This is a genomic window from Vallitalea longa, assembly GCF_027923465.1.
Lineage (GTDB): Bacteria > Bacillota > Clostridia > Lachnospirales > Vallitaleaceae > Vallitalea > Vallitalea longa.
Window position 1 is genome coordinate 287,555 of sequence record NZ_BRLB01000002.1, and the last position, 13,338, is coordinate 300,892.

The following is a 13,338-nucleotide window of genomic DNA, read 5'->3' on the forward strand; positions in this document are numbered from 1 at the left end:
TTAGGTATATATTCTGTTTTGTTATTAATTAATAATTTCAATATACATTACCAATGAATGACTTTTATAGTTTGGTTCTCAGTTCCATTTTGTAATGCTATTCCATTAGGATCTTTTGTTATGTTCAATACACAAGCTATACATTTATTATTATGACGATTAACATCTATATAACAGACCAAAGCTTTCTCATCTGTTAATCTTGTCACTGATATATCATAAGTGTTATTACTATTAAAAACCTTTTCTTGATCTGCTGTTATAGTTGTTCCTTCTATGTTCAATACACACGCTGTACCATATTTATTACGATTCATAACCTGATAACAAACCAAAGCTTTTTCATCTGTTAATCTTGTTAACGATATATCATATAGGCTATCATTGTTAAAAATCGTTTCTCTACATACTGTTATAGTTGTATCATCTATATTTAATATACAAGCCACACCATGATTATTATATTTAGTATCTGTATAACAAATTAAAGCTTTTTCATCTGTTAATCTTATCAATGATATATCACATAGGCTATCACTATTAATAATTGTCTCTATACCTGATTTAATAGTGGTACCATTTATTTTTAATACACAAGCGGTGGAACAATCATCACCATTAACATCTATATAACAAACTAAAGCTTTTTCATCTGTTAATCTTATTGCTGATATATAATATGTCCTATTACTATTAAAAACCATTTCTGGACCTGCTGTTATAGTTGTTCCATCTATGTTTAATATACAAGCTGTACCACGATATTTAACATCAGTATAACAAATCAAAGCTTTTTCATCTGTTAATCTTGTTAATGATATATCATATGGACTATTACCATTTAAATCCGTTTCTGGACCTGCTGTTATAGTTGTACCTTTTATGTTTAATACACAAGCTGTACTATAATCATCATTATTAACATCCGTATAGCAAACTAAAACTTTTTCATCTGTTAATCTTGTTACTAATGTATGATACATCCTATCACTATTATAGTTTAAAACCGTTTCTGGACCTGCTGATACAGTTGTTTTATTTATATTCAATATACAAACTGTATCATAATCATCTTGATTATGATCCTTATAACAAACTAAAGCCTTCTCATCTGTTAATCTCGTTACTGATATATCATATGGACCATCATCATTTAAAACCGTTTTTGTACTAACACTTGGTTTTACACTTCTAACTTTTATTATCTTACCATTAATTAATTCAATCAGATCACCTTTAGTTATAGTTTCTCCTGCATCAATTTTAAATGATCCTTCTTTCGTATCGTTTACTTCAATGCCTCCTTTAGAGGCTAAGAGAAAAAAACTGCCATTATAAATTGCTCTATAATAACTATTAGCTTTGATATCACCAATACCAAGCTCAGTTGCATCTGCATTTTTCAGGCTTTTAGCACCTGAACTATTGACATTCAATGTAACGTGTCCTGTATTGGTATGTTTAGCTTTAAATTCTACATATCTGCCATCATCAAGTGTAAATCCTTTTTTAGATAGTGTTATATCATTTATGCTGCCATCAGCTGATTTATATGAAATATCACTTATTCTATTTGCATTGTCATTTACCTCAACTGAAATATCAGCCATTGATGTATCAAGTTGTTTCTTTACTTTTTCTAAAGTTACTGTCCATAATTCAATCTCTTGAGGTGGGACTACATTTGAATCTAGATCAATAGGAAATCTGGAGTCAAATGAAAATTCATTAGTTGTTATTCTATCTTGCCCTGTTCTTATTACAACTTCGGCTTTAATTTCTTTAGAGTCATTGAATATGCCATTGTTGATTGTAACTTCTATACTTCCTTTCTCTGCATCTTTAATGATACAACCACTATTTTGGTCTTGATAATATTTATTACCTGTTTCATCTTCATAATTAATTCTAACTGTGCTGTTTGTGAGATTAATGACTTCTCCGTTTTTCCCATACATTTTTATAATGAGTATATTACTGTCTAGTGTTACAAAGGTTATTCTAGGAATAGCATATTCTTTCTCGTATATTCCTACTTTAATATCATGTATCGCCATTCTTCCACCTTCCTATGTTAATTTCCCTAAGATAACGAAACTCCCTTTTACCTTTGCAAGTAGTACCCTGTCATTATTATTGAGTGTTATATTATTTAGTCTTTTATAGATTTTGTTACTTACTGTACTTTCTCCATCAAACCTTACTTTGCCATCTATAATCTTACCTAGCTTAAATCTATTATTATCATTAGTTGATGTGTCTTTTTCATTATCTTTATTGAATAGGTCTTCTATCATACTTGAATTACCCTCCTGACCTTATGATTCATTAACGCTCCAATATTTAGCTTCATACTCCATTCTGTTTCTATATAGTAATTATTGATACCTAATCCATCATGTTTTATATATAGACAGTCCTGAAAGCTATGGTGAGGCATTATCGCTGAATTAAATGTTATGTGTCCATATATGTTACTTGCTTCTTCTGCTGTTCTTTTGGTATAAGCATCTAGACTTTGTTGGTCTGCTATGTCATCTATTTCCTTATAGCTTGTTATGATTCTATGTCTATTTTTTGTACTTGTGGGACTGTTTTCTTTATCGTTGGTATAAGTACTTACCAATGGTTCACTATCAGGATTAGTACATACAACTATGAACTTGTTTGGTACATTGAATGTATCCATTTCTTCTTCCATTCCATTTATTATTGATAGTTCATCATTGAAATACTCATAGTCCTTTGTCCTGTATGAGGGTAATGTGTATGGAGCTGATGTTAGATATCCTCTTTCATCTGTCCAAATGGATGTATAATTTATTTCAGCTAATAATTGATTTATTATAGTTAATTTTGATGTACCTATTTCAAATTCCTTATCTGAACGTAAGGTCTTACTGCTGCTAGTTATATTGGTTTGATATATCTTACTACCTGTAATAAGTTCTTTTATTTCATCTGTATATTTTTTACCTTTTGGTACTAGATATCTTTTATCAATCTTTTCATCAGATAATATTAACAATAGATCATAAGCCTCTACATCTCTTATGATGTTCTTACCTGTAGATTTTCTTTTTGGAGATGATAATAAGTATACTCCTAAACTCCATTCTAGCCATGTATTACTATTAGGTACTTTAAGCATTATAAAAGGCTGAATACGATCATTCAGCCAATCAATATTTATATCATCTGATTCTTTTATAAGAAATTTGCCACCTCGTTTTATGTTAGCAAGGCTTTTGAAATTTATTTCTGCATCTATCACATTTTCAAGTTCTGCTTTAGTACTGTTATTAATATCTAACAACAGGTACTTGAATTTTATGTTCCTGTTATTGTTCTTAGCATGAAGTATATTTATCACATTTTCTTCGGTATAACCTTTTTGGGCTAATTGCTGCATCATAACACCTCGCTGAAATCAACTTCCTGCAATATAAATGTCAAGTTGTATTTAAGTCTTCTATCATCATCTATGTCAATCTGTGTTATTGTTCCGTATATCTTCCTACCTCTATCATCTCTATATAGTATTGTCTCATTAGCTGTAAGTATTTCTTCAATCTTTTGGATATCTTCATTATCTCTTATCAAGAAACCTATGCTAAAATATTTACTTAAGTGTTCACCATATTCTACTACTGGTTTTTCTCTACCATCAAAATTAGTGGTTTGTCTATTAAGTTGGTATTTTACTTGTAAAGTACGGTTATATCTTAGATTAATACCATTACTATAATCACTTGTAAGTGCTATTTGTGAGCCTTTTACAAATGCTGCTTTGCTTGCTTCTGTGGAATCCTTGTATTGTCCTTCTTCTGCTATTGCTCTGATTTTATAATAATAGGTTTTACCGCTTTTGACTGTATAATCGGTGTATGTACTTTTTATATTGTCAGCTATTTTTATATATTGTTCTTGATCATCTTTTCTGAATACCTGAAAATGATGTGTTGGTAATACCCCATCCTTTTTTATACATTTTATAGTTATTGTACCCATGACATTATTGGAATTTATTATAAGCTCTGGCTTCTCTGGTTCTGGATAGTTTGTAGTAATTGTTTTAGTTGCTTCACTAGACCAGTTACCGTATTTATTTTTTATAGCTAGTCTAATAGTATACTTCTTATTGTTTTCCAAAGTTCTACTAACTCTATAGAATTTTTGAGTCCCTACTATTTCTTTTGTATCTAGTAATGTTTTTGTTCCATCCAGGATTTTTATCTTGTAACTGACTTGCCCCTTGCTACTCCAAGTGATAGATAGTTTTGGGGTATTCAATGTTGTACTATTTGTTATTACAGGTGTATGTGGTTTACCTATTAAATGGAATCGGCTTTCTGCCCATTGGCTCATTAATAATTGTTTATTATAAACTCTTACTTTCCATATAATATCTGTATCGTAAATAAATGTATTAGCAGGTAGTGTATAACTTGTTGAACTTGTTGTCTTAGATACTTTTCTCCAATTTTGACCGTTATCTATACTGTATTGGAGTTCATATTTATATTGAGTATCTCCCTCATATTGTGGCGTGTAACTCCAACTGAATATAACTTTTTCATTACTCCTCTTATTTTCATCATTTGGTTTTACATTTGAAGGTTTAGTTGGAGGTACTTCTTCATATGTTACATTCAAGTATGGTTTTGAATCTGATTGAACTGATTTTATATATATATAATCTCTTGCATCATCCATATTTCCTCTTGCAAAACAAAAGGAATTATTAGTCTCTTTTCCTTCAACAATAGGAGTTAAAACCTTTTTCATATCTAAAGAATAATTTCCTTTTTCATGAATCCATTCACTTGTTCCACCTGTTTTTATTGACTCTTCTTGTATGTTGCTAGGGATATTCGATTCTTCCCAATGTATATTATTCCTCATATTACCATATCTGATTTCCATATACCTATTAGCATAATAATATTTTGCAGTTGATATATTTATATTCAATGTTGCATTAATTATTTTAGCATGTAATGGTATATTCTCTAATACAGGAAAATATATGATACATCCGTATTGAAAGGCGTGGCGATCAATATCGGCACCTATCTTAAGAATGCTTTCAGTACCATACCATCTATTGTTTGATGTATCTACATATGCATCTTTAGTCGCTGTAATCGTTACTGTTTTAGCCATTTCATCATCTCCTTACGCATATTGCCTTCTATTTTGTCTTGCATTTCTAGCTATTTCCACTATGTCATTAATGTCTTTTATATTCGATGTATCTATAGTGATATAGAAATTATCTCCACCGTATTTTTTATCATTATTGATGTTTCTTGGATCACTTGCTGTAAGTACTTCTTCATTCTTATGTAATTCTGCCTTGTATCCATCAAATGGAACTGTTTTTAATCCATTTCTATGACTGCCATTTACAGAATATTGTTTAGGTACATACTCTTTAGGTACTTCTGGTTGTGGCAGCTTCATGTTACTTACACTGTTCGTTACATCCTCTATTCCCTTACTTACATCCTTAGAACGTCCTAATACAAGAGCTAAAATAAATGCTAATGCAGCCAATGCTCCAACAACTATAAGAATATGACTGGCACTTATAGAGCATGTTATTCCTAATGTACCCATTGTAGCACTTATTGCACCAATGGAAATTGCCAAGGTACCAGCTAATTTAATAAAACTTCCTATAACTACAAGCATTATTCCAAATATAGTTATGAACCTTAGTATTATAGGGTTTATGTTACTGAATGCTTTAAATATTGGATTTAATATATTAAGGATTGTAGTTAGTATAGGCTCTATTGCATAAAAGGCTTCTGTTGCACTATTTTTTAGAGTTTGTATTGTTTCATCTAGGTTTCTACCACTACCATCCATATCTTTTACAGCTTCATCTGTCATACCTGTAGAGTCAGCCATGGCATCTAGTGCTTCTTTAAAGTCTTTTGCACCCTTATCACTAGTTAAGAGCATAACAGCATTCAAAGCTTCTACAGAACCAAATAGTTTAGTTAAACTTTCAGTATTTCCATGTGTTCTTTCAATAACCATATCTAAAAATCCTGCAAATCCTTTTGCTTTTAATCCTGCTGCATTAAATTTCATTCCTAACCTATTAGCTTCTATACTTGCTTCTACACTAGGTTTTATTATGTTGGATATTACAGCTTTCATTGCTGTTATTGATTCTTTACCTTTTATGGAGTTTTTGGTTAGTGTTGCTATAGAACCCAATAACTCATCTATATTTACATTAGCTTGGCTTGCTAATGGAGCAACTTTACCAATCTGATCTCCAAATTCTCCAATGGTAGTTTTACCTAGTTTCTGTAAAACAAGAAGTTTATCAGATATTTCTATGGATTTTTCGGTTTCTACATTATAAGCATTTAATATATTAGTTAAAGTATTAACACTAGTTGTTGCATCGGTAAATCCACCAATGCTATTTTTTATGGCATCATCTAAAAAAGAGATTGATTTTTTGGTTTCTACTCCTGCACTTAATGTCTCATACAATGAATTAGCTATTTCTGTATTAGCTATACCATATTTACTACTTAATTCTAGAACACTATCGGATAGCTGTTTATTACTTACTTGTGTTTCATCTGCTATTGTTTTTACCTTTCTCATGGAAGTATCAAAATCTATTCCTATTTTCGTTACTACTGCACCAACTGCTGTTATGGCAGCACCAACTTTAAGCATACCATTAGATATTTCATTTGCTTGTTCTCCAACTTTTTTTACTCTGTCGCCATAGTCTTTCATTTTCTGTTGTACTTCTGTTAAGGCTTTAGATTGTTCTTTTATATTTTTGTTTGTTTTATCAAGCTGCCCTTCTATCCTCCTTAACTGAATAATAGCATTGTTATATCTGATAGCTAAAGTATCTGTGGCTTTACTATTATCTCCTGTTTCTTTTCTGCTTTTTTCATATTGGTGTTTTAATTTTTGTACTCTCTGTGTCTGTAAGTTTATTTTTTCCGTTAATATCGTATGCTTTTGTTTCAGTGTATCAGTACTTTCTCCATAGGCTTTTGCCCTAGCACTGGCTTCACGAAAAGAGGTATCTAGAAGTTTTATTCTCCTAGATACCTCTGAACTGTTCTTATTGAAATCTGTAGCATTCATACCAACTTTAATTATGGTTTGGAACTCCTTATTCATAGTTCACCCCCTATATTATGTCTTCTATGTAATCATTTGTTTCTTTGCCTTCTGCTATATCTTTTTCATACTGTTTTTCTTCTATATAAATGTCTATTAATGAATATATTTTACATAGATAACTATTCCAAAATTCCGCATCACTTTTATGTAATATAACAGTATACGTATAATATAGATAATCCCAATCAAGTTCTAGATTTTCTTCTTGTGGTTGTATTTCTTCTTCTGTTTGAAATCTTGTGGGATTTTGTACTTTTTTTTATCAACTTTGATTGTGTTAGCTGCAAACTCAAATAGATCTAGTATACTTTCTACTGTCATATTACTTGCAACAACTTTTGCATCTTCAAAGGTTACATCATCACCGCAGGCTTTCATACCTGCATATAATAGTTTTGCCCCACTTAAGAATGGTGTGTTTTGTGAATCTTTAAATGTTTTAGTGAATCCATCATATTCTTCATCTAGGATCATCATTGCATATGCACTGAATTTACATTTTTTAATTGTTCCATCTTCAAATTCCAAACCCAAGGTTTCTATAGGTTTTACATTAATCTTTTTCATTGTTTACATCCTTTCAGTGAAATTAGAAGAACTAAAAATTAATTCTAAGTCTTATTATCATTCCTTCCAAGCAGTACCATCATATACATTTTTAAACCACTTAGTTTCTAAATCTTCAGGTGCGTTAGTATCATCACTATCAATAACATTCTTCCATTGTTTATCAATTCTCTCTGACACATCAAATGTAAGGGTTGAACTTACTGGATCAGTTTTTTCTGTTTTCTTCACATAAGATTCACTATTATATTTTTTCTTACAATACAACAACCATACAAATCTGCTAGCTTTATTCCTTTTAATTGCTTGGAAACCTATAGCTACATGTGGTGGTTCATCATCACTTTTTTCAATTACTACTCCATTACTGTCTATTTCATGTCCTTCTATTTCAGCTAGCGTAGCATTATCTATACCATATGTTTTTATGGTTGCCTCTCCACCTTCAAAATCGTTTATTATATCTATACCACCTGTAGTATGTTTTTTTAAAGTACTGGTAGTTACACTAAGGTCTATTTGTTCACTTTCGTATAAAAGGTTTGGTTGACCATATGTAAGAACATTATCTTCATTAATAGATATTTTTGAAAAATATATGTTCTTAACATCTATAATCGCATGTTTTCTCACTGTATTACCTCACTTTCATTATTCCTTAAATAATAGTATCTTTGAATATAGTGGAATATGTTTGTATCACTTTCATATTCTTCTGTTTCAAAGGGTCTGCTGAAATCAAGTGACATTAATCTTTCTTTCACTGATTTTGATATATTAACATGATCTATTTGTTTTTTGGTCCATATATCAACTTGAATAAAAAGTTCTGTTTCTACTTCTCCACCAGTGGTAAAAACAGAACCTTCCTCATTAATTATCCTGAATGATATTGAAGGGAAACCACTAGGACGTATCATCCATTGTGTTGTAGCTATATCATTCAATGCATTTTTAATTGTATCTCTCAAAAAACCACCTACAATCCTAATGATTTCTTAATGTCATTATCTATTACTTGCTTTACTTCATTTTGAGTCTCTTTTATAGTTTTACTTAACAGATAATCCGGCTCTTGCTTGCTAGTTCCAAATTCATGCCATTTAGCTTTATATTGAAGATTACCAAAATGAATACTTCTAATCCTATTTAATTCTTCATCCTCTTTCAAATGAGATATTTTCACATTATCTTTCATATGAACATAATCTTCTCTATTAATGTTAGAACTTGTAACATTGTCTTTTAATTTTTCTGCTACTATTTTACTTGCTTTTAGAGTAGTATTCTTTTCAATTTTATTAACATCTTTACCCATGCTCTCTATTTCATCAATGATACTATCAAAATCAAAAGATATATTAACTTCACTGCTCATGTTTTATTATCTCTCCTGTAACTAAAAGATACATCTTCCTTTTATCCAAAGGACGTATTCCTTTTATTTCATATGGTACTTCATCAAGCAAGAATCTCATATCATTTTTTATATCTTTTCTTGTTCTGATAACTAGATTTACTCTATTAAGTACATTGTTGGCATCAGAAGTAAATGTCTCTTTAGCACTCATGTATTTAACCTTGGTCCATATGTTTTTATATAATTCATATGCATCATTTGATAAATCCAATGTATCACTTTCTTTTTTCTTAAGAAAAGGTATTCTTGTATTTAATTCTCCTGGATCCATTTACATCACTCACTTCATAATTGCAATAACATCATCTTTGCAATATCTCTTATTTTACTGTTGCTTTTTTCAGTTACCAGTCCTCTATTTTCGTACATATCAGTTATTAAAAACAGGCATACCATCTTAGCTCTCTCATCATTTTCATTTACTTCTGAATCTACTGCTGATCTCACAAAACTGTCTGCTCCACCTATCATTAACTTAATAATTTCATCATCTTCATTTGTCTCTATTCTAAGATGTTTTTTTACCTCTTCAAGTGCAACTATCAAATGTTATCACTCCATTCTTACAAAAGAGGCTACGCCTCGTTTCGCAAAGCGAATTTGTTCGTTAAGATAATTTCCTTAGCGCATATGAAAATGTTTCTATTTCATATGCTTAAAAGTAGGATTTTCCTATAAGATAAAAATAGAGAAGGAATCAACCTTCTCTACTTAATGACAATCGTTTCTACTGAATATGGCATCAATATAATCTCATGCCCTGTTTTTTCGTTTTCTGATTTTAACATATCAGATAATAATTCAAACTGCTTTTTGTTCAATGCTTTCTTAGCCCTTACTATGATTGTTTTACTTTCTTCATGTATAACTTCTACATCTTTATTTTCTACTTTATTACTATTCTCAGTAGATATAACTTCTTCAGTTATTATTTTATCAATTGTTTTTTCATCATTTTTCTTTTTGGCTGCCACTCATCTTCACTCCTTATGCTTTTATCTCTTCTTCAACTTTTTTAACTATTACGAAGCCTTTATACATTGCTACATTACCGCCTACCCATACTGAACCACGATAAGCTATTTGTCCACTCTTGAATTTAAAGTCTCTTGATTCTTCTACTTCTATATCTGAAAATACTGGCATTTCATATCCTTCTAGTTTTCCATATGTCATACATGAAGTATCTACTGGTGTTTTTTCTGATGATAATGCAGGACAACCACTGTTGATTATATATGGGACTTTGAAACTATCATCAGATGATATTGTTCCGGTGTTTCCTTTTAAGTCTATCTTATAAAGCTTCTTACCATCTGAACCTCTTATAGCTGCAAACTTGGCCAGGTCTAATTTATTTAATATTAAGTAAGCATCTCCTTCTACATCTTCATCTCCACCATAGCCGAATACTATTTTATCTAGTGTGTTTTCATCAATTTCAGATATTTCTACTTCTTCTCCATCACCTGATGGAATAACTTTTGCTGGTGCATTGAAGATACCTGTTATTGCATTGGAACCGCCTGCACCTAATACAATCTGCTTAGTTATTTTCTTTCTAAGAGATTTCTCTATACTGTTTCTGACTAAAGTTTGATATTGTATATTGGGTAGTTTTTTAGCTTCGTCTGTTATCTCTGTATAAGCTGTAATCTTGGCTTTCCCTATGGATACATAATCGAATTCTGGATCTGCATCATGGTATTCACCATCTTCTGTTGTATAATCACCTTCACCACTTGATTTTTCAAAAGCCTTGGAATAACTTTCTCCACCTTGGAGTGGTACAGCGTTCACCTTGTCAATTAGTCCTGATACTTCGTTAAATGTTTTGTTTACTTCTCTGCTGTATTTTTCTTCATTAATAAGCTTACCACTTTCTAATGATACGGATCTGAATGTTGGCATTTCATCAGTACTGAATTTTACTGCTTTACCATCTTTTAATGTCTGCCCTCTCTGCTCATATTTCTTTTCTTGTTCTGCCCTTGCTTCATCTGATTTTGTATATGTAGCTATTGGATTGAATTTACCATCTGGGATAGCATCTCTTTTTTCTTCTATGTTTTCTTGTTCTCTTTTTTCTGATTCTTCATTAGCTTTTTCTTCAGCTATTGCATTTAATTGTGACCTGTATTGTGAGATATTCTTTTCACACTCTTCGATCTGTTCTTCAATGCTTCTTACTTCTTCCAAGGTCTTAGCATCTTTACCTTTGGCTCTTAATTCATTTCTTTTTCCCTCTGTTTTCTTTAACATTTCTTGTAACCATTTTTCCATAACTGTTTTCTCTCCTTTTATTAATAGAATTTCAGAAGTTTTATTTTTTCCAGTTCCAGACTTCTTTGTTCATTCTGCTCTCTAGAGTTCTCCAACTCCTTTACATTATCCAATGTAGATTTAGCGTTATCCAACGCTTTTTTATCACGAGCATTTATATCAGTACCCTCATAAGCTGGGTAATTGACTGCACTTACTTCTCTTACTTTTGCTATTTTTGATATATATCTAGTAGGCATATCACTGTCTAAGTCGGTCCATCTTTCTTCTTCCACATAAAAAATAAAAGACATTCCATTGATGTCTCCTCTTTTTACAGCACTATATAAACTTTTTGCTTCTGTGTTGTTGTCCACGTCAAGATCTGCTTTTATGTATAGACCTTTTTCATCTACATTCAACTGCATTGTGGAGTTTCCATTATTTCTTCTGCTTCTTGCCAAGGGTATCTTATGCCATTCATGATTAGCACTGAAAAGTACATCATCAAAATCAGTATCCTGGAATGCTCCTCTTTCAATGACTTCGTAGAACCAGTCACCTATGTTGGTCCTTTGATTGTATACCGCTGCATGACCATCTATATATGTTCCTTCTTCACTTGCCCTTATGTCTGGGAAGCCAAAACTTCTTATGACCTCCATGTCTTTAGTGGGGAGTTGTTTTTTATTCAATTCTATGTCCCTCCATTCTTGCTTTATTTAATTGATATTGATTGGCTATATTTACATCAACATAATTGAGACTCATATATCGTTCATCTCCTCCTTGATATGGAGGATAACCAAATAACTCCAATAAAGCATTGTTAGTCAATGCTCCTCTGTTCCCTAATATGTCTGCAACTGCTATCTTGTTTTTTACATTAGTGAATAATAGTTTCTGAGGATAGAATACTATCTCATTCCCATGATTCAATTTTTCCTCACTGAATATAGTTTTTGAAAATGCCTGCCCCAAGCTTATTACTAATGGCTCAATAGTTTTTTCATAGAATGCCTGATATTGTTCATCGGTAAAATCTCCTGTCAATATAGGCAGTGATACTCCAAACCATTTAAGTACCTTCATTTCAAGAAATTCCATCGTGTCTTTATCTATGACTTTAGGATCAACTTTCAATGGTATGTATTCACCTTTTACATCTAATGGAAGAATACCAGTTTTACCACTTTCGATTCTCTTTTCAAATCTCTTTGTTTCATTTATAAGTTTTTCTTCATCGACCAAAGTACCATATTTATATACCCCTCTTATCTGCAAGGATGTCTTAATGGCTTTATCCAGACCTTGAATTACCGTATCATTTGTTTGTAGTACCTTCACCAATGCTTCATTGTCTGGCTGTCCATTCATTCCCCCACCCATTACTTCGTTGACTGAATATCTTAGTCTTAGATGTATAAGGTTGTCATAGGGCAAGGTATAGGTTTCTCCATTAGCGAATCTCATTTCTACGAACATTCTGTTTAATTCATCCTGCTTGAATGTAACTACTTTAGGGTCCAGAGGATAGAAACCTGTGTATTTTCCATCTTTATACATAGGATATATAAATACGTTATAGTTCAGATATAATTGCCATATTATCTTTTCTAAGAAGTCTTTTGTTGTCATTAGTTCGTTGGGAGAAAATTTGAAAAGTCTGTTAAGCTCACTATTTACTCTTACCTGCATACCGTCTGAATCATTCCTTATATGTTTTGGCATGAGTTTACTACATTCTGTCGCAATGCAGTTGATACAGTCTTGAACTATATCTGATGCATATATGTTTTCTCCAAACTGTGAAAAAACAGGTATATTACCATTTAGGAATTTAGCATATTTTGTTAGTCTACTCTTATTCTTGAATTTGGTTATTGTATTGATAAGTCCTATAGTAATTCACC

Annotated in this window: 15 protein-coding genes; all 15 read right to left on the bottom strand. The window is 31.4% G+C overall.

From position 1 onward, the window contains the following. Positions 1-47 precede the first annotated feature (47 nt). Positions 48-2,057 carry a BppU family phage baseplate upper protein gene (locus tag QMG30_RS07495; RefSeq protein WP_281814055.1) on the bottom strand — a complete coding sequence of 670 codons (2,010 nt, stop codon included), beginning with the start codon at positions 2,055-2,057 and terminating at the stop codon, positions 48-50. 12 nt (positions 2,058-2,069) lie between these two features. After that, on the bottom strand, positions 2,070-2,297 hold the full coding sequence (locus tag QMG30_RS07500) for a hypothetical protein (RefSeq protein WP_281814057.1): 228 nt from the start codon (positions 2,295-2,297) through the stop codon (positions 2,070-2,072). Continuing rightward, a complete protein-coding gene (locus tag QMG30_RS07505; RefSeq protein WP_281814059.1) occupies positions 2,294-3,415 on the bottom strand; it encodes a hypothetical protein in 1,122 nt (373 codons plus the stop codon). Before QMG30_RS07505 ends, QMG30_RS07500 begins: the two co-directional genes overlap by 4 nt. Next, positions 3,412-5,166, bottom strand: a complete 1,755-nt coding sequence (locus tag QMG30_RS07510) for a glycoside hydrolase family 78 protein (RefSeq protein ID WP_281814062.1) — start codon at positions 5,164-5,166, stop codon at positions 3,412-3,414. The genes QMG30_RS07505 and QMG30_RS07510 overlap by 4 nt, the downstream gene beginning before the upstream one ends. A 12-nt stretch (positions 5,167-5,178) precedes the next feature. Next, complete coding sequence (locus QMG30_RS07515; RefSeq protein ID WP_281814064.1) at positions 5,179-7,173, bottom strand: phage tail tape measure protein; 1,995 nt, start codon at positions 7,171-7,173, stop codon at positions 5,179-5,181. Between the two features lie 195 nt (positions 7,174-7,368). Beyond that, positions 7,369-7,743, bottom strand: a complete 375-nt coding sequence (locus QMG30_RS07520; protein ID WP_281814066.1) for a hypothetical protein — start codon at positions 7,741-7,743, stop codon at positions 7,369-7,371. Positions 7,744-7,800: 57 nt separating this feature from the next. Then, complete coding sequence (locus QMG30_RS07525; RefSeq protein WP_281814068.1) at positions 7,801-8,376, bottom strand: major tail protein; 576 nt, start codon at positions 8,374-8,376, stop codon at positions 7,801-7,803. Next, positions 8,373-8,714 carry a hypothetical protein gene (locus QMG30_RS07530; RefSeq protein ID WP_281814070.1) on the bottom strand — a complete coding sequence of 114 codons (342 nt, stop codon included), beginning with the start codon at positions 8,712-8,714 and terminating at the stop codon, positions 8,373-8,375. The genes QMG30_RS07525 and QMG30_RS07530 overlap by 4 nt, the downstream gene beginning before the upstream one ends. A gap of 8 nt (positions 8,715-8,722) precedes the next feature. Further along, positions 8,723-9,121 carry an HK97-gp10 family putative phage morphogenesis protein gene (locus tag QMG30_RS07535; RefSeq protein WP_281814072.1) on the bottom strand — a complete coding sequence of 133 codons (399 nt, stop codon included), beginning with the start codon at positions 9,119-9,121 and terminating at the stop codon, positions 8,723-8,725. Then, positions 9,111-9,434: a phage head closure protein gene (locus QMG30_RS07540; protein WP_281814075.1), complete on the bottom strand. Its 324-nt coding sequence runs from the start codon at positions 9,432-9,434 to the stop codon at positions 9,111-9,113. The genes QMG30_RS07535 and QMG30_RS07540 overlap by 11 nt, the downstream gene beginning before the upstream one ends. A 14-nt stretch (positions 9,435-9,448) precedes the next feature. Then, on the bottom strand, positions 9,449-9,709 hold the full coding sequence (locus QMG30_RS07545) for a head-tail connector protein (RefSeq protein ID WP_281814077.1): 261 nt from the start codon (positions 9,707-9,709) through the stop codon (positions 9,449-9,451). A gap of 161 nt (positions 9,710-9,870) precedes the next feature. Further along, positions 9,871-10,137 carry a hypothetical protein gene (locus QMG30_RS07550; RefSeq protein WP_281814079.1) on the bottom strand — a complete coding sequence of 89 codons (267 nt, stop codon included), beginning with the start codon at positions 10,135-10,137 and terminating at the stop codon, positions 9,871-9,873. Between the two features lie 13 nt (positions 10,138-10,150). Then, complete coding sequence (locus tag QMG30_RS07555) at positions 10,151-11,446, bottom strand: phage major capsid protein (RefSeq protein WP_281814081.1); 1,296 nt, start codon at positions 11,444-11,446, stop codon at positions 10,151-10,153. Between the two features lie 20 nt (positions 11,447-11,466). Beyond that, the gene (locus QMG30_RS07560) at positions 11,467-12,120 is read right to left on the bottom strand and encodes an HK97 family phage prohead protease (protein WP_281814084.1); all 654 of its coding nucleotides are present in this window, start codon (positions 12,118-12,120) and stop codon (positions 11,467-11,469) included. Continuing rightward, on the bottom strand, positions 12,113-13,333 hold the full coding sequence (locus tag QMG30_RS07565) for a phage portal protein (RefSeq protein WP_281814271.1): 1,221 nt from the start codon (positions 13,331-13,333) through the stop codon (positions 12,113-12,115). The genes QMG30_RS07560 and QMG30_RS07565 overlap by 8 nt, the downstream gene beginning before the upstream one ends. Between the last annotated feature and the right edge of the window lie 5 nt (positions 13,334-13,338).